General features: G+C 48.2%; 16 protein-coding genes and 2 other annotated features. Of the genes, 12 read left to right on the top strand and 4 right to left on the bottom strand.

Annotation, left to right across the window (positions count from 1 at the left end):
* Positions 1 to 20: 20 nt before the first annotated feature.
* Positions 21 to 263 (top strand) — a binding site (T-box leader).
* Positions 264 to 309: 46 nt separating this feature from the next.
* Positions 310 to 559, top strand: a binding site (T-box leader).
* Positions 560 to 730: 171 nt separating this feature from the next.
* Genes trpE through trpA form a run of 7 tightly spaced genes read left to right on the top strand, consistent with a single transcriptional unit; the run spans position 731 to position 7,491 of the window.
* Positions 731 to 2,113, top strand: a complete 1,383-nt coding sequence (gene trpE, locus OF158_RS13730) for an anthranilate synthase component I (RefSeq protein ID WP_017551425.1) — start codon at positions 731 to 733, stop codon at positions 2,111 to 2,113.
* On the top strand, positions 2,094 to 2,693 hold the full coding sequence (locus OF158_RS13725) for an anthranilate synthase component II (protein WP_035183849.1): 600 nt from the start codon (positions 2,094 to 2,096) through the stop codon (positions 2,691 to 2,693). The genes trpE and OF158_RS13725 overlap by 20 nt, the downstream gene beginning before the upstream one ends.
* Positions 2,677 to 3,702 (top strand): anthranilate phosphoribosyltransferase, encoded by a 1,026-nt coding sequence (gene trpD / locus OF158_RS13720; protein ID WP_035183850.1) that lies wholly within the window; start codon positions 2,677 to 2,679, stop codon positions 3,700 to 3,702. Before OF158_RS13725 ends, trpD begins: the two co-directional genes overlap by 17 nt.
* Positions 3,703 to 5,127, top strand: coding sequence for a bifunctional indole-3-glycerol-phosphate synthase TrpC/phosphoribosylanthranilate isomerase TrpF (gene trpCF / locus OF158_RS13715; RefSeq protein WP_035183852.1), 1,425 nt, complete (start codon positions 3,703 to 3,705; stop codon positions 5,125 to 5,127). It begins immediately after the preceding gene.
* Positions 5,105 to 6,310, top strand: coding sequence for a tryptophan synthase subunit beta (gene trpB / locus OF158_RS13710; protein ID WP_035183854.1), 1,206 nt, complete (start codon positions 5,105 to 5,107; stop codon positions 6,308 to 6,310). The genes trpCF and trpB overlap by 23 nt, the downstream gene beginning before the upstream one ends.
* Positions 6,303 to 6,707 carry a hypothetical protein gene (locus OF158_RS13705; RefSeq protein ID WP_035183857.1) on the top strand — a complete coding sequence of 135 codons (405 nt, stop codon included), beginning with the start codon at positions 6,303 to 6,305 and terminating at the stop codon, positions 6,705 to 6,707. The genes trpB and OF158_RS13705 overlap by 8 nt, the downstream gene beginning before the upstream one ends.
* A complete protein-coding gene (trpA, locus tag OF158_RS13700) occupies positions 6,700 to 7,491 on the top strand; it encodes a tryptophan synthase subunit alpha (RefSeq protein WP_014097355.1) in 792 nt (263 codons plus the stop codon). Before OF158_RS13705 ends, trpA begins: the two co-directional genes overlap by 8 nt.
* A 258-nt stretch (positions 7,492 to 7,749) precedes the next feature.
* Here trpA and OF158_RS13695 read toward each other — a convergent pair whose 3' ends face one another.
* Both OF158_RS13695 and OF158_RS13690 read right to left on the bottom strand, forming a co-directional pair.
* Positions 7,750 to 7,932, bottom strand: a complete 183-nt coding sequence (locus tag OF158_RS13695; RefSeq protein WP_017551419.1) for a YfhD family protein — start codon at positions 7,930 to 7,932, stop codon at positions 7,750 to 7,752.
* 80 nt (positions 7,933 to 8,012) lie between these two features.
* A complete protein-coding gene (locus OF158_RS13690; protein WP_014097357.1) occupies positions 8,013 to 8,135 on the bottom strand; it encodes a YfhE family protein in 123 nt (40 codons plus the stop codon).
* Positions 8,136 to 8,221: 86 nt separating this feature from the next.
* Here OF158_RS13690 and recX point away from each other — a divergent pair, with 86 nt between their 5' ends.
* Entirely contained in the window at positions 8,222 to 9,031 is an 810-nt protein-coding gene (recX, locus tag OF158_RS13685) for a recombination regulator RecX (RefSeq protein WP_035183861.1), read from the top strand.
* 129 nt (positions 9,032 to 9,160) lie between these two features.
* Here the strand turns inward: recX and OF158_RS13680 are convergent, their stop codons facing one another.
* Complete coding sequence (locus OF158_RS13680; RefSeq protein ID WP_014095555.1) at positions 9,161 to 10,384, bottom strand: IS110 family RNA-guided transposase; 1,224 nt, start codon at positions 10,382 to 10,384, stop codon at positions 9,161 to 9,163.
* A gap of 410 nt (positions 10,385 to 10,794) precedes the next feature.
* Between OF158_RS13680 and OF158_RS13675 the strand changes: the two genes are divergently transcribed.
* Positions 10,795 to 11,112 carry a YfhH family protein gene (locus OF158_RS13675; protein WP_035183866.1) on the top strand — a complete coding sequence of 106 codons (318 nt, stop codon included), beginning with the start codon at positions 10,795 to 10,797 and terminating at the stop codon, positions 11,110 to 11,112.
* 533 nt (positions 11,113 to 11,645) lie between these two features.
* Positions 11,646 to 12,821 (top strand): IS256 family transposase, encoded by a 1,176-nt coding sequence (locus OF158_RS13670; RefSeq protein ID WP_017551449.1) that lies wholly within the window; start codon positions 11,646 to 11,648, stop codon positions 12,819 to 12,821.
* A gap of 1,587 nt (positions 12,822 to 14,408) precedes the next feature.
* Here OF158_RS13670 and mutY read toward each other — a convergent pair.
* Positions 14,409 to 15,527, bottom strand: coding sequence for an A/G-specific adenine glycosylase (gene mutY, locus OF158_RS13665; protein WP_026684724.1), 1,119 nt, complete (start codon positions 15,525 to 15,527; stop codon positions 14,409 to 14,411).
* 178 nt (positions 15,528 to 15,705) lie between these two features.
* On the opposite strand from mutY, the gene OF158_RS13660 reads away from it, so the two are divergent.
* Together OF158_RS13660 and OF158_RS13655 are read left to right on the top strand one after the other, a co-directional pair.
* Positions 15,706 to 16,686 carry a metal-dependent hydrolase gene (locus OF158_RS13660; protein WP_014097361.1) on the top strand — a complete coding sequence of 327 codons (981 nt, stop codon included), beginning with the start codon at positions 15,706 to 15,708 and terminating at the stop codon, positions 16,684 to 16,686.
* Between the two features lie 86 nt (positions 16,687 to 16,772).
* Positions 16,773 to 16,931, top strand: coding sequence for a small, acid-soluble spore protein K (locus OF158_RS13655; protein WP_014097362.1), 159 nt, complete (start codon positions 16,773 to 16,775; stop codon positions 16,929 to 16,931).
* The last annotated feature ends 76 nt before the right edge of the window (positions 16,932 to 17,007 follow it).

Here is a 17,007-nt window from a genome sequence, read left to right as displayed (position 1 = left end):
TAATCAATCAATGAAACATTTTTCAGGCGATGAAGAAGAAGAGTAACCTGTGTGGATTCCGAAGAGAGCCGGTGGGTGGTGCGAACCGGTGATGACGTGCAGGCGAATGGGCTTCCGAGCTTCCAAACCGAAACGATTCCGGAGTAGGCTTTGGCGAATGCCTTATCGTTACAAAAGGCAGGTATTACGGTTTTTCCCTGATACCGTCAAAGCCGGGCTGATTAAGCCAATAAAGGTGGCACCGCGGGTTCCCCGTCCTTTACATGGATTGGGAACCCTTTTTGCGTTCCGTTAAAAAAATTCCATAAAAGAAAATCGCTGAGTAAGAAGAGTATGCAAATGGCAAGCGTTCCAGAGAGCCGGCGCGGGTGGGAGTCCGGCACGAACTGCCTTTGCAGAATGGGCTTATGAGAGGTTTCCTGAACTGTGCAGTAGGGAAACACGGCTTCCCCCGTTACAGGGATAGGGTATAAAGAGTGGCTTGCTCCGTACCCGAATGAGCGGAAAGGTTTTAAATCCTTTCAAAAGAGGTGGCACCGCGTTGGAAAACGTCCTCTGTCCTGCAGCATCTAGCTGCGGGCAGAGGACGTTTTTTATTTAGCCGGGAGCCGGGATCTGTAATCGGAACCCGCCTGTTAAGTGAAGGATATTCACCCGGTTCAGCCAGGTGGCAGTCGGAGCGCGAAAAACCATCTAGTTGTGACCATTAATAAAAAAGGAGAGCGGACGGATGCAATACAAAATGGTTAAGCTAAACGGCGATGTTTTAACACCTATCATGATTTTTAAGAGACTGAAAGGAAAATGCAAGTTTTTGTTCGAAAGTTCGCTGCCAAATGACAGCAACGGCCGGTTTTCTTTTATCGGGGCTGATCCGGTAAAAGCGTTCATCGGGCGGGATGATGAACTGGAAGTGATTGACCGGATGACAGGACGGCGAGAAATAAAAAAAGGAAAGCCGCTCGATATTGTCAAAGACCTGTTGCCGCGTCTTGGCATTCAGCTTCCCTTTCCGTTTTACGGCGGGGCGGTCGGCTATATCGGCTATGACGCCATCCGCCAGTATGAAGAGATCGGCCGTGTGCCGGAAGATGAAACAGGAATCCCCGATCTGCATTTGATGCTGTACCAAAACATAGCTGTTTACGACCATAAAAGCCAGACCGTCTACCTTGTTTCAACCGGGGAAGACGGAGAAGCAATAGAAAAAAATCTTGCGGCAATGGAAAAAGCGATTCGCCAGCAGACGAGCGCAGAACCATTTGTTGACTATGGCCCGGTTGATTTTGTCCCGGCCATTCAAAAGCAGGCATTTATGAAGATGGTCGAAACCGCAAAACAGCATATCGAAAACGGGGACATTTTCCAGGTTGTCCTCTCACAGCGCATGAAAGGGACGCTCTCGCACGACCCGTTCTATTTTTACCGGAAGTTAAGAAAAGCAAACCCGTCCCCGTACATGTTCTATCTCGACTTCGGCGGCTATGTCATCCTCGGGGCATCGCCGGAAAGCCTGATCAAAACGAAGGAGCGTGTGGTATATACGAACCCGATTGCGGGAACGCGCCCGCGCGCCAAAGTCCCGGAAGAAGATGAGCGACTTGAAAACGAGCTTTTACACGATGAAAAAGAACTTGCCGAACATAAAATGCTCGTTGATTTGAGCCGGAACGACCTCGGCCGGGTGTGCGAGCCCGGCAGCATCCGGGTGCAAAAATATATGGAAGTCGAGCGGTTCCAGCATGTGATGCACATCGTTTCGGAAGTACGGGGAAAATTGCGGGACGGTTTTAGCGGAATTGATGCGCTCATCTCCTGTCTCCCGGCCGGCACGGTATCAGGCGCGCCGAAAATCCGCGCGATGCAGATCATCAACAGCCTGGAAACCCTGAAGCGCGGCATGTACGCGGGAGCGGTTGGCTATATCAACCTGAACGGCGACATCGATTTTGCGCTCGCCATCCGCTCGCTCCTGATTAAAGACAACACCGCTTATTTGCAGTCGGGCGCAGGCATTGTCTACGATTCCGATCCGGAAAAAGAGTATGAAGAAACGCTCAACAAGGCGAGATCGATTCTGGAGGTACAGACACATGATTTTATTGCTCGATAACTATGACTCTTTTACTTACAACTTGTATCAGTATTTTTGCGAACTTGGGGAGGAAGTAAAGGTGTTCCGCAATGACCGGATCACCGTGGATGAAATCAGAAGGCTCAAGCCGGAAGCGATTGTCCTCTCGCCGGGGCCCGGGGTGCCGGAAAATGCCGGCATTTCCATTGAAACCGTCAAAACATTTTACCGGCAAATCCCGCTGCTCGGCGTCTGCCTCGGCCATCAGGCAATCGCCGCGGCATTCGGGGGAGGGATCACAAAAGCAAAAGAAATCAAACATGGCAAAACTTCGCTTGTGCGCCATGATGGGAAAGGAATTTTCAGCGGCCTGCCGGATCCGGTCAAAGTGATGCGCTACCACTCGCTTGTCATGGACCGGACAAAGATCCCTGAAGTCCTGGAAGTGGTTGCCGAATCTCTTGATGACGGAGAAATCATGGCTATTCAACATCAATCCGCCCCGTGCTTCGGCGTCCAGTTTCATCCCGAATCGATCGGGACGGAAACCGGCAAACAGATGCTTGAAAATTTTTTACGCGAAATCAGAAAGGATGAGAAAGTTGAAACCGTATCTTGAAAAAATTTTGGCACAAGAAGGGCTGACGTTTGAAGAAATGCGGGAAGCATCCCGCACACTGTTTTCAGATGAAGTGACAGAAGGGGAGATGGGCGCATTTTTGGCCGTCTTGAAATGCAAAGGCGAAACGGCGGAAGAAATTGCCGGGCTGGTCGAAGTGATCCGTGAAAAAGCCGTGCCGGTTCCGTGCAGCGTTCCCGGACTGATGGACAACTGCGGGACGGGCGGGGACGGCAGCCACAGTTTTAACATCAGCTCGACCTCCGCATTTGTGCTGGCGGCAAGCGGCGTGAAGGTCGCCAAACATGGCAACCGCAGCGTCTCAAGCCAGACCGGAAGCGCCGATGTCCTTGAAAAACTCGGGATTTCCTTGTCTTTCCCGGCGGAAGAAATTGAAGGCTTGCTGAGAGAAATCGGCATCGTCTTCCTGTTTGCCCCGAATGTCCATCCGGCCCTCGGAAAAATGATGAAAATCCGGAAAGATTTGCGGATCCCGACGATTTTTAACCTGATCGGCCCGCTCACAAACCCGATGAACCTGGAAACACAACTGCTCGGGCTTTACCGGCGCGATATGCTCAGGACGATGGCAGAAGTACTCGGCCGCCTTGGCAGAAAACGCGCGCTCGTTGTCAATGGCGCCGGCTATCTTGATGAAGCATCTTTATCGGGGGAAAACCATTTTGCGCTGCTCGACGGCGGGAAAATTACCACGTTTACGCTGACGCCGGAAGAAGTCGGTTTGCCGTATTACCCGCTTGAAGCGATCCGCGGCGGCGATGCGCAAAAAAACAGCGATATTTTGCTGTCAGTATTAAAGGGGGAAAAAGGTGCTTATCGTGATACGGTGCTCTTCAATGCCGGGCTTGCGCTCTTTGCTGCAGGGCGGGCAGAGACGGTAAAAGAAGGGATCCAGATTGCGGAGCAGGCAATCGAATCGGGCGCGGCACTTGAAAAACTGCATGCGCTCATTGAAGCGAGCCGGAAACTCACGCAGGAGGCGATTTAAATGGCATTTTTAGAAAAGATTTTAGCCGAAAAAGAAAAAGAAGTGGCCCGTATCAAAGCTGCAGGAAAGGCTTTTGCCCCAAACGCGCGCAAAGCCCCTTCTCTTTATGAAACATTTATGCACGCCGAAAAAACAAGCATCATTGCTGAAATCAAACGGGCCTCCCCATCAAAAGGGGATATCCGAACGGGCGTGGATCCCATCCGGCAGGCGCTTGCCTACGAAAAAGCAGGCGCCGGCGCCATTTCCGTTTTAACGGACGAAATCTTTTTTAAAGGATCGGTGGAAGATTTGAAAGCCGTAAGCGATGCAGTCCGGCTTCCGGTTCTCTGTAAAGATTTTATCATCGACGAAATCCAGATCGACCGGGCAAAAGCATATGGTGCAAGCGTAATTCTCCTGATCGCAGCGGCTCTTTCCCCCGAAAGGCTCCGTCAGCTGTACGATTATGCCCGGGGCGCCGGCCTTGAAGTGCTGCTTGAAGTGCACAATGAAGCGGAACTGGAAACCGCTGTGGAAACAGGGGCCCGGATTATCGGCATCAACAACCGCAATTTAAAGACGTTTGACGTTGATCTCGGCGTTGCCAAAAAGCTCGCGCCAAAAATCTCAAATCCGGATGTGCTTGTGATTAGTGAAAGCGGCATCCGCACCCGGAAAGATGTCGTTCGCGCTGAACATGCCGGGGCAAAAGGGATTTTAGTCGGGGAAACGCTGATGCGTGCAAACGACCCGGAAACGGCAATAAAAAGACTGACCGGTCTCCCGGAGAAACGGAAAGTCAAGGTTTGCGGCATTCGCACGCTTGAAGCGGCCCGAGCGGCTGTCTCTGCAGGGGCGGACATGATCGGCTTTGTATTTGCCGAAAGCAAACGGAAGATTACACCGGAAAAAGCAGTACAGATTGCAGAAGCGTTGCCGGATTCTATCGAAAAAGTGGGCGTATTCGTCAATGAATCGCCTGAAAAAATGGCGGAAATTGCAGAGCGGGCCGGGCTCGATTACCTGCAGCTGCACGGTGATGAAACAGCAGAAGACGTCGCGCAAATCCCTTATCCGGTAATCAAGGCTTTCCCGGTAAGGACAGATGCTGATCTCGAAGCGATACACGATTACCGGTGCGATCTGGTGCTTTTGGACAGCGCCGGCGGAAAATATCGCGGCGGTAACGGAAAGGCGTTTGACTGGGAATTGGCAAAGGCGCTATCGGATGAGCGGGCGGTGGTGCTTGCCGGCGGGCTCACACCGGAAAATGTCGAAGCCGCGATTCTTTCCGCCCGGCCGCATATCGTCGACGTTTCAAGCGGGGTGGAGACAAACGGGGAAAAAGACCCGGATAAAATCAAAACCTTTGTGCAAGCAGCAAGAAAAGCATTTCAAAAATTAGAGGAGCGTGACGATAATGCAAACATACAAACTGCCTGATACAAACGGCCGTTTCGGGACTTTCGGGGGGAGATTCGTCCCGGAAACCTTGATGCCAGCTGTTAAAGAACTCGAGCAAGCTTATCATGAAGCCATGAACGATCCGGCTTTTCATGCGGAATTGGAGAAACTGCTGAAGCAATATGTCGGTCGTGAAACCCCGCTTTATTTTGCAGAAAACTTAACAAAGCTTGGCGGCGGCCCGAAAATTTTCCTGAAACGCGAAGATTTGAATCATACGGGGGCACATAAAATCAACAACACAGTCGGCCAGGCGCTGCTTACGCTTAGAATGGGAAAAAAGAAAGTCGTTGCCGAAACGGGCGCCGGCCAGCACGGGGTGGCAACTGCAACTGTGTGCGCGCTGCTCGGCCTTGAATGCATGATTTTTATGGGGGAAGAAGATATCCGCCGGCAAAAGCTCAATGTATTCAGAATGGAATTGCTCGGCGCAAAGGTCAAAAGTGTGGCGCAGGGCAGCGGCACATTGAAGGATGCGGTCAATGAGGCACTCCGCTACTGGGTTGCCCATGTGGAAGACACGCACTATATTATGGGTTCAGCAGTCGGCCCGCATCCGTTTCCGCAAATTGTCCGCGATTTCCAAAGTGTGATTGGGAAAGAAACGAAAAAACAGATTGTAGAACAGACAGGCAAACTTCCCGATGCAGTTGTCGCCTGTGTCGGCGGCGGCAGCAATTCGATCGGCATGTTTTATCCGTTTGTGGAAGATAAGTCCGTAAAATTGTTCGGCGTGGAAGCGGGCGGCGCCGGCCTTGGAACAGGAAAGCACGCGGCGTCTTTAAGCGACGGCAAACTCGGCGTGCTTCACGGCATGAAAACATATCTGCTGCAAAATGACGACGGGCAAATCCAGGAAGCTTATTCGGTATCGGCCGGGCTTGATTATCCAGGAGTCGGGCCGGAACACAGCTATTTAAAAGAAACGGGCCGGGTTACGTATACGTCCGTGAATGACGATGAAGCATTGGATGCATTCCGGTTGCTTTCAAGGACAGAAGGCATTATCCCGGCCCTGGAAAGCGCACATGCTATCAGTTTTGCACTGAAACTGGCAAAAACAATGGGGAAAGACGAAACAATCGCCGTTTGCCTGTCGGGGCGCGGGGACAAAGATGTAGAAGCAGTCAGCCACTTGCTTGGAGGGGAAAACAATGGGTGAAATTCCGGCCCTGGAAAGCACACATGGCAACAGTTTTGCGCTGCAATCGGCAAAAACGATTGCTGCTAGCCTCTTGGGGCACGGGGACAAAGATGGAGGAGCGGTCAGCCGCTTGTTTGGAATAGGTGAAATTCCGGCCCTGGAAAGCACACATGGTAGCAGTTTTGCGCTGCAATCGGCAAAAACGATTGCTGCTAGCCTCTTGGAGCGCAGGGACAAAGATGGAGGAGCGGTCAGCCGCTTGTTTGGAATAGGTAACATTCCGGCCCTGGAAAGCATACATGGTAGCAGTTTTGCGCTGAAACCGGCAAAAATGGTCGCTGCTAGCCTCTTGGAGCGCAGGGACAAAGATGAAGGAGCGGTCAGCCGCTTGTTTGGAGGGGAAAACAATGGGTAAACAAAAATTGGAAGCACAGTTTGAAACGGTTCTTGCACGCGGTGATCAAGCGTTTGTCCCTTATATTATGGCAGGGGACGGCGGAATGGAAGAGACGGAGAAAAGGCTTGCGTTTTTAGAAGCTTGCGGGGCAACGGCAATTGAACTTGGCATTCCGTTTTCCGACCCGGTCGCAGACGGCCCGGTCATCCAGGCGGCAGGACTCCGCGCTTTTAAGGCAGGTACGACAATGAAAAAAGTGCTGGACCATTTAAAAGCCCATCCAAGGCAAGTTCCGATTATTCTCATGACGTATTTCAACCCGGTTTTTGCCTACGGGCTGGAAAAATTTGCAGCAGACTGCGCGAATGCCGGTGTTGACGGACTGATTATTCCAGATTTGCCCATCGAGGAAGAAGAGGAAATTGCCGGAGAACTGGCAAAATGCGGCCTGGCGCTCATCCGGCTGGCTGCCATTACAAGCCCGAAAGACCGGCTTGAGGAAATCGCCTCCCGTTCAGATGGGTTTCTGTATGCTGTCACGGTCACCGGTACAACCGGCACCCGTACAAATTTTCACGACAATATCGAGGATTACCTGGATTTCTTATCAAGCATCAGCCGGGTGCCTGTTCTTGCCGGCTTTGGCGTTTCCAGCCCGGAGCAGGTCCGCCGTTTAACCCGTTACTGCAGCGGCGTGGTGGCCGGGAGCAAAATCATCGAGCTCTTCCAGCACGGGGAAACGGAAAAAATCCGCGCGCTTGTGGAAAGCGCAAAGCAACAAGCAGCACCAAACCAGCTGTAAAAATGCCTGTACGCACGCGCCGAAACGGTTTACGCACACGGTCGTCCGTGCTCCAGTTGAGTTTCCACAGGGTTATACACATCTTGAACTGGTAAAGAAAAGGGATTTTTCTGGTTATCCACAATATCCACATTTTATACACAAAAAATGTGCACAAATTTATGCACATCAAATCATATTGGGAATAAAGGTATTGAAAGGTTTATGCACATCATCCACAAAAAACGGGAGCCTCATGGAAAGGCCTCCCGTTTTATTTTACCGACTGTTTTTCGCTCTTTTTGCCGCAGCGTCGGAACGGGCTTGTGCTTCCAAATCTTCCCCATCTGCGAGTTCCCTCGAATATTCAATGTCTTTCCCGTCTATTTTCATGTTCTTCGGTACTTGCGGCAATGTTGCTTTATTTTTATCGCGTGTTTTATGCTGATGTCCGCGGCCCATTTAAAAAACCCCTTTCAAGCAGTTTGCGGTTGCCCCCGCAAAACTACTTTTTGCGTAAAAGGTTTTTCTTAAACAGGTAATTATTTGCGTCCGCTGTCCGTGTATCCTCCGGCCCGGTCGGCTTTTTTAAATTCACGCTGGTAAGTCACTTCCTGCATGCTTCTTAATGTGCTTTTCGTCTGAACTTTTTTATCTTTCGGCATTCGTAAAACCTCCTTTTTGGATTATTGTTCCCGGTCATACCGCTTTCTACACTTTCAATGGTAAAATAGACAAGGGAGGTATGCATGTGCCGGTCATTACAAAAATCTCAGTTCAAAAAAACAATAAAGAACGTTACAATATTTTTCTTGATGGACAGTACCGGTTCAGTGTTGATGAAGAAGTGCTGGCACGGTACCAGCTTTTAAAAGGGAAGGAATTGGATGAGCTTGATATTGAAGCGATCCTTGCCGAAGATGATATCCGGAAAGGCGTTAATACTGCCATCCATTTTCTTTCCTATCGGATGCGGTCGGAAAAAGAAGTGCGTGATGATTTGATAAAAAAGGAATTTGCACCGGAAGTCATCCGGAGTGTCATATCAAAGCTTTATGAAATGCAGTATCTGGATGATGCGGAATTTGCCGCAAGTTTTGTACGAACACAAATGAACACAACACATAAAGGGCCTGTTGTTATTAGAAGGGAACTCCAGCAAAAAGGCATTGCACCAGAGCTTGTGAAAAAGGCGCTTGAAATTTTTGATGCGGATCAGCAAGTGGAACACGCCCTTGCCCTTGCGGAAAAACTGTCCAGGCAGCATGCCCGGTTGTCAGAGAAGCTTTTAAAGCAAAAAGTGGAGCAGGGGCTTGTCGTAAAAGGTTATCCGCCTGAAGTGATTTCCGCAGCGATGGCGGCGCTCCCTATTGAAAAGGATGAAGAAGCGGAGTGGGAAGCCCTTCTTCAGCACGCTGAAAAAGCAAAGCGCAAATACGGTAGACTTTCGGGATATGCATACAGGCAAAAAATGAAGCAGTTTTTATACCGGAAAGGGTTCCCGGTTGATTTAATAGACCGCTACTTGCGAGAAGTCCTACGGTGTGATGTCAAGGGTTAAAAACAAGTGAATTGGAAATTTTGTTGGCTCTATGTCGTAAAAATGGCAATACTGAACTAAGCCTCCAGATAATTGGAATAATCTGGAAGTTTTCAAGTTCAGGCTATCGATGATGGTTACCTGGTTACCTCATCGCGTCACCTTCTTTTTCGGCGCATAAATTTGATCGTTGCGGAGCAGCGCATCGATCAGGCGCACCAGTTTTCTTGCCGTTAAGACGAGGGCGCGTTTGTGTGAGTGCTTATGCACCTCACGATATTTCTTTTGGTAAAAGGCGCGGTACTCAGGTTCGTGTCGCCGGACCAGATTGGCAGCCTCAACCAGGTAATACCGGAGATAACGATTGCCTGTACGCGCAAGCATTTTGTCATCAGCCTCAAAATCACCCGATTGGTGGCGGGGCCAGAACAATCCAGCAAATTTTGCGATCGCGGCTTGGTCGTCAAAGCGCTCAATGTCGCCGATTTCAGCGAGAATCCCAGCACAGCTCACCGGGCCTATTCCCGGAATGGTCTGGAGGGTATTCGGGATTCCATCAAGAACGCGGGCAATCGCCTTATCCAAATCCTTGATTTGGCGTTTAAGATGCCGGATGATCTCAATAGAACTGCCCAGGACCAAGTCAATCGAATCCTCCACACATTTAGAAAGCCGGTAAGAGGACCGGGCAGCTTTTTGGATGGATGCGGCCAAATCCTTGGGATCGCTAAAGCGGCCATGGCCTTTGGTCTGGAGATACATCGCTAAGTCCTCCAGAGGCATTTGGGCAATTTCATCGAGGCTATAGGCCTCAAGCAAAAATTCCGTTATGGCATGGCCGAAGACCGGTGTATCCACTTCAAGGTTAAAGGCACTGAATTTGAAAAACAGATGATTCAAAAATACCTGTTGTTCCCGGGTTAAACTTTGAATCAGGTGATAGCGCATCCGTGTTAACCGTTGAAGGGCAAGGTATTGTTCTGACTGAATCACGGATTTCGGCAATCTCCCGAAACGCAAGCGGTCCGCAATTACCCAGGCATCTTTGGGATCGGTCTTGTCCATCTCGGCATAAGCCTTTTTGAAATTTCTCACCAGCTTCGGATTCAGGGTAAACACCTTTGTACGACGCTGTTTCAGCTCGGGATCTTCATGGAAAAACATTGCCGGGTGCCAACTATACACAGATGTGGCCTCCATGGCGATCTGGATGGTGTCATCCGCCTCCGCATGTTGGAGGATGGCGTCTCTTAACTCAGAGGCACCGGGAAGATTGTTTGTCACCGTTTGGGTGGCCAACGTTTCCCCCATTCCATCCATCAGGCAGGCATCGAGGTTTTTGGAGCTCACGTCAATACCGACAAATAAGGGCATATGATTTCCTCCTCTCTGTATTGGGATCGATGGAATCGGACGCTTCGGGATATCCCCAGATGGCTTGCCGATCTGTCAGCCTCGCGTATGAGAACTCATCCGGGCCGTGGGCTGCCTGGAACTGCTCATTTCCAGCACGGAGATCCGGAGGAACGGCCTACGGGTTAGACGTTCAAGCAAGAACCTGGGGATGCAGACTTTTCGAGTAGTCAGGCTACAAGGAGGGGAAGCATTGACCCAAACGATCCTAAGACCATTATCCGGGAACATCGCGAAGCGTCCAAGTCCGAACTTGTATTCCGGGCGAGCCCGGAATACAAAATCTTATATTCACTTGTCAATGAGCAGCAGAATGAACTGGAAATTGACATCCACTTTGGATTTAAACTTATTATACGAGGAGGATGGAGATGGAAAAAAGATACAGTGAAATGAGCGAGTATGAGTTAAAGCAGGAAATTGCACAATTGACGGAAAAAGCGCGCAAGGCCGAACAACTTGGTATTGTGAATGAGTTTGCCGTGCTTGAGCGGAAAATTGCGATGGCAAAGTCGTATTTGCTGGACCCGGCTTCTTTTCAAAAAGGGGAAATTTATGAAATTGAAGGAGACCCCGGCGTCTATTTTAAAATTGATTATATTGACGGCGTCTTTGCCTGGGGTTACCGGGTTAGCGGGGGCAAACCGATCGAAGCCCTCCCGATTTCGATGCTAAAACAGGTGGATTGAATGAAAGTTAGGACGGATTTGTCGCGGGTTGACATGTTTTTTATAGGGGTTCAAAAGGGGTGCACGTTGCCAGTCGGAATGTCTTTTATAGGGCTCAAAAGGACAAAAGTGGTGCACGATGCTGGTTGAAATGTCTTTTACAAAGGTGCAAAAGGACAAAAGGGGACACGTTGCCGGTTGAAATGTCTTTTACAAGGGTTCAAAAGGACAAAAGGGGGCATGTGGCCGGTTGAAATGTCTTTTATAGAGGCTCAAAAGGACAAAAGGGGACACGTGGCCGGTTGAAATGTCTTTTATAGAGGCTCAAAAGGACAAAAGGGTGCACGAAGCTGGTTGAAATGTCTTTTATAGAGGCTCAAAAGGACAAAAGTGGTGCACGATGCTGGTTGAAATGTCTTTTACAAAGGTGCAAAAGGACAAAAGGGGACACGTTGCGATTAAGTCCGTATAATTGTGTAAAAAGAAGGAGTCATTTTATCAACTCTTGGCAACACTGTTTTCAACGACAATAAACAATGAAAAGAGGAGATAAAATGACTCACTTACAGTTTAACCTAAATTTGGATGTTTTAAAAGAAGCCATCATGACTTCAGATCTTGACGCGGTAATTAAATCAGCGGTTGTCCTCGTGTTAAACGAGTTTATGGAAAAGGAAAGGGATGACTATTTAAAAACGAGCCCTTATGAACGCGCTGTTGAACGCCGGGATTACCGGAACGGTTACTATGAACGCGAGCTGTTGATGAGCATCGGCAATGTTACATTAAAAGTTCCCCGGACACGTAATGGCGAATTCTCAACTACCTTATTTGAAAAGTATGCCAGATGTGACCAAGCTTTCGTCCTTTCTATGTTGGAGATGGTCATCAATGGCGTCTCTACCCGTAAGGTCACAAATGTCGTAGAACAGCTTTGCGGTAAGAATGTATCCAAGTCGTTTGTCTCTTCCCTTACGCAAAAACTGGATCCCATTGTGAATGCTTGGGCCGAGAGACCGTTGAATACAACCTACTACCCTTATGTGTTTGTGGACGCCATGTATATAAAAGTACGGGAGCACCATAAGGTCATATCAAAGGCTGTTTATATTGCGACTGCCATTACAGAGAAGAATACACGTGAAATACTGGGTTTAAGCGTTGACCATGCAGAAAGTTTGGAGAGTTGGAGTTCATTTTTTAAACAACTTAAATCACGTGGACTCCAATCACCAAAACTCGTTATTTCCGATGCTCACATGGGCCTTCAGAAAGCAATACAACGGGAATTCATTGGCACTGCTTGGCAAAGGTGCAATGTTCATTTTAAACGCAATATCATTGAAAAACTGCCCAAAAAAGATACTGCAGAAATCCGGGTGATGATTAAGCGCGTGTTTGAGGCCGTTACGATTGAGGACATACGCAAGTTTAAAGATGAATTAATAAACAAATTTGGTACAGAAGCAAGATTTGAAAAAGCCCTGGCCATTTTAGATGAAGGTTTTGAAGATACTATCCAATACATGAACTTTCCTGAGAATATCCGTATGCACATACGGAGTACTAATTCCCTCGAGCGGCTTAACCAAGAGGTTCGTAGAAGGGAAAGGGTCATTCGCATTTTTCCTAATACCCAATCTGCTTTTCGTTTGGTTGGTGCCGTTTTAATGCAGTATCAAGATACAGAATACTCGAAGAGGAAGTCACTTATGGGAAAGAATAGTTAGCAGCATTTTCAGCTTAACTTCCATCATGGATGATTTCATCTCCGGGAAGGGATGTCAAATTGAAAGGCATTTGACATCCCTTCCCGGAGATGAAGAAAAAAATCCATGGAAGTTAAGCCGAAAAAATGAAAGGGTGGTTGAAAACATTTGCCCATAAATTTACACAATAACCTGGACTTGACTCACGTTGCCGGTTGAAATGTCTTTTACAAGGGTTCAAAAGGACAAAAGGGGGCATGTGGCCGGTTGAAATGTCTTTTATAGAGGCGCAAAAGGACAAAAGGGGACACGTGGCCGGTTGAAATGTCTTTTATAGAGGCTCAAAAGGACAAAAGGGTGCACGAAGCTGGTTGAAATGTCTTTTATAGAGGCTCAAAAGGACAAAAGGGTGCACGAAGCTGGTTGAAATGTCTTTTATAGAGGCTCAAAAGGACAAAAGGGTGCACGAAGCTGGTTGAAATGTCTTTTAGAGGGGCGCAAAAGGACAAAAGGGGACACGTGGCCGGTCGAAATGTCTTTTTTATAGGGGCACAAAAGGACAAAAGGGTGCACGATGCCGGTCGAAATGTCTTTTATAGAGGTTTAAAAGGACAAAAGGGTGCATGTGGCCGGTTGAAATGTCTTTTACAGAGGTTCAAAAGGACAAAAGGGTGCATGTGGCCGGTTGAAATGTCTTTTACAGAGGTTCAAAAGGACAAAAGGGTGCACGTGGCCGGTTGAAATGTCTTTTATAGAGGTTTAAAAGGACAAAAGGGTGCACGATGCTGGTTGAAATGTCTTTTACAAAGGCGCAAAAAGACAAAAGCATGCCCGTCCCATGTTGAAATGTCTTTTACTGAGGTTCAAAAAGACAATGGATTCGCCTCCTTTTGTCTTTCATCCTGTTTATGAAAGACATTTCATTCCGCGGATCGTCTCCATTTGTCCTTCATCGTGTTTATGAAGGACATTTCAGCTTGGGGTGCGTCTCCTTTTGTCCTTCATCCCTGTTATGAAAGACATTTCATCCCGCGGATCGTCCCCTTTTGTCCTTCATCGTGTTTATGAAGGACATTTCAGCTTGGGGTGCGTCTCCTTTTGTCCTTCATCCCTGTTATGAAAGACATTTCATCCCGCGGATCGTCCCCTTTTGTCCTTCATCCTGTTTATGAAGGACATTTCAGCTTGCAGTTCGCCCCTTTTTGTCCTTCATCCCGTTTATGAAGGACATTTCATCCCGCGGTTCGTTCCCTTTTGTCCTTCATCCCAGTTATGAAGGACATTTCATCCCGCGGATCGCCTCCTTTTGTCTTTCATCCCGTTTATGAAGGACATTTCAGCTTGCAGTTCGCCCCTTTTTGTCCTTCATCCCGTTTATGAAGGACATTTCATCCCGCGGTTCGTTCCCTTTTGTCTTTCATCCCGTTTATGAAGGACATTTCAGCTTGGGGTGCGTCTCCTTTTGTCCTTCATCCTGTTTATGAAAGACATTTCAGCTTGGGGTGCGTTCCCTTTTGTTCTTCATCCTAGTTATGAAAGACATTTCATCCCGCGGTCCGCCCCTTTTTGTCTTTCATCCTGGTGATGAAAGACATTTTGAAACGAAGCCTATCCTTTAATGTCCTTCACCTTTTCACTTTTTGCCTGTTCCCGGAAGGCTTTCCAAATTTTTTGATGGGGGACAGGAAATGCGAACGTTTCAATCTCATCAGGAGGCACGCATTTTAATTCATTCGTTTCCTGTACCTGATTTAAAATTTTCCCGTGGTATACCCGGATATCCCAAATTAAATGGGTGAAAACATGGCGTATTTCCGTAAAATGTTCGGTTTCAAGCGCTGCTTCAATTTTAAAAACATCTCCAAGATAGTCCTTCAGCACCTGTCTTGCCGGCAAAACGGTGCTTTCTTCCACTTGTACAAATTCCCACATATTTGCAAGCAGCCCTTTATCCGGACGCTTATGGATCAAAATGCGCCCGTCTTCATCTTCCAAAACGGCTGCCTGAAGCCGGATCTGTTTCTGCTTTTTCCCTTTTGATTTCACAGGCAGCTCATCAATGGTTCCCTCTCTAAACGCCCGGCAATGCTCCCGGACCGGGCAAAGCAGGCATGACGGCGATTTTGGTGTGCAAACGAGCGCCCCGAGTTCCATTAAAGCCTGATTAAAAAAAGACGGATTCTCCCGGGAAATCAGCTTGCGGACGACTTCTTCAAAAACCTTTCTTGCAGAAGGCTTTGCAATGTCTTCCCATATGGATAAAATTCTTGCCAGCACCCGCATCACATTGCCGTCCACAGCCGGTTCCGGCAGGCCGTATGCAATGCTTAAAATCGCACCGGCCGTATATGGCCCTACGCCTTTTAGCTTCGATACCTCCTCCGGCGTGTCCGGAACCGTGCCGCCGTAATGTTCCTCCACTTCTTTTACAGCAGCGTGCAAATTCCGGACGCGCGAATAGTAGCCGAGTCCTTCCCACGCTTTTAGCACTTCATCTTCACTGGCATCCGCCAGCGCTTCAATTGTCGGGAATTTTTCCATAAAACGCCGGAAATAGGGGATGACGGTGTCCACCCTTGTCTGTTGCAGCATGATTTCCGATACCCAAATTTTATACGGGTCACGGTCCTCCCGCCACGGAAGTTTCCGCTGTTCCCTTTCAAACCAGGAAATCAGATCATCTTGAAAAGATTTTATATCAAAGTCGTCGATTGGCAAATTTTTCAATGTTTAACTCCCCCAAATGATTGCTATACATTTTATAAACGGGAAAAATACAATCAGGAAATCCTGAATTGACCGCTTCTGTCTATTGCAATTCTTTTTAATTTACCATATGATGAAGGCATATGAAAGAAATAAGCGCTTTAATAAGGAGCCAGAACCATTTTTAGGAGGAATAAGATTGGATACAGGAACCCATGTTGTTATGGGATTTGCACTTGGAGGTTTGGCAACGTTGGACCCTGTGGTCGCACAAGATGCGGTTCATTTTCACAGCGTTCTCATTGCCACGGTTTTAGGTTCACAGGCACCAGACATCGATACTTTGCTTAAATTTAAAAATAATGCGGTTTATATTCGCAACCACCGCGGCATTACACATTCTGTTCCCGCCGTCTTGCTGTGGCCGCTTGCCATTACAGCTGTGCTCAGCATCTTTTTCCCTGGAACGGATGCGCTTCATTTATGGCTTTGGTCTTTTTTGGCTGTTTTTTTGCATGTGTTCGTCGATATCTTTAATGCGTACGGGACACAGGCATTGCGGCCGTTCTCATATAAATGGGTCGCGCTCGGCGTGATCAATACATTTGACCCGTTCATTTTCACCATCCATGTGATCGGCATTGCCGCCTGGCTGTTCGGGGCACAACCGGGGCCAACTTTCCTGGCCATGTACATCTTCATATTTTTATATTATATCGCCAGATTCGCGGCACGTCACGATGTAAAAAAAGCCGTCCTGGCCAGGATTCCGGATGCGGAAAATATCATTATTTCCCCGACTGTCCGTTTTCACCAATGGAAGATTGCCGTAAGAACGAAAGATGCCTACTATGTTGCATCCGCATTTAAGTCGGCGGTCACCATTCTGGACAAATTCAAACGGCTTCCGGTACCGGAAAATGAAATTATTGAAGCGGCAAAGCAGGATAAAAATTTGTCAGCTTTCTTAAGTTTTTCCCCTGTCTATAACTGGCAGGTCAAAGAACTTGATAACGGCTGGGAGGTCCGTTTTACCGACCTCCGCTACCGGAAAAACGGGCATTATCCGTTTGTTGCTGTTGTGAAATTGAATGAAGATCTGGAAATAACCGGTTCTTACACCGGATGGATTTTTAATAAGAAAAAGCTAAAGAAAAAACTTGATGTTGTACCAAGATAAGGATCGGATTTTACATCTGAAAACGCGCAAAATAACCGGTGCGGGGGCCATTCCCCACCGGTTATTTTGTTAAGGAGGGCGTTAACATGCGGAATAAAGAAAAAGGTTTCCCGTACCATCATGACAATGTATATGAAGGCAAACCGCGGGCAAAAGCTGAATATGCTTCGAAACGCGCGGACGGCACAACCAACACGCACCCGCAAGAACGCATGCACGCATCCGGCCGCCGCGGCGAGTCATAACAGAAAGGGCTGCTGGATTACACCGGCAGCTCTTATATTTTCATCGGCAGGAATAAAAATGGTTTCTTTTAAGAGC

It is taken from the genome of Weizmannia sp. WK01, assembly GCF_025905465.1.
Classification (GTDB): domain Bacteria; phylum Bacillota; class Bacilli; order Bacillales; family Bacillaceae_C; genus Weizmannia; species Weizmannia faecalis.
The sequence above is the reverse complement of the archived record's forward strand: the minus strand, read 5'-3'. Positions and strand labels throughout refer to the sequence as shown.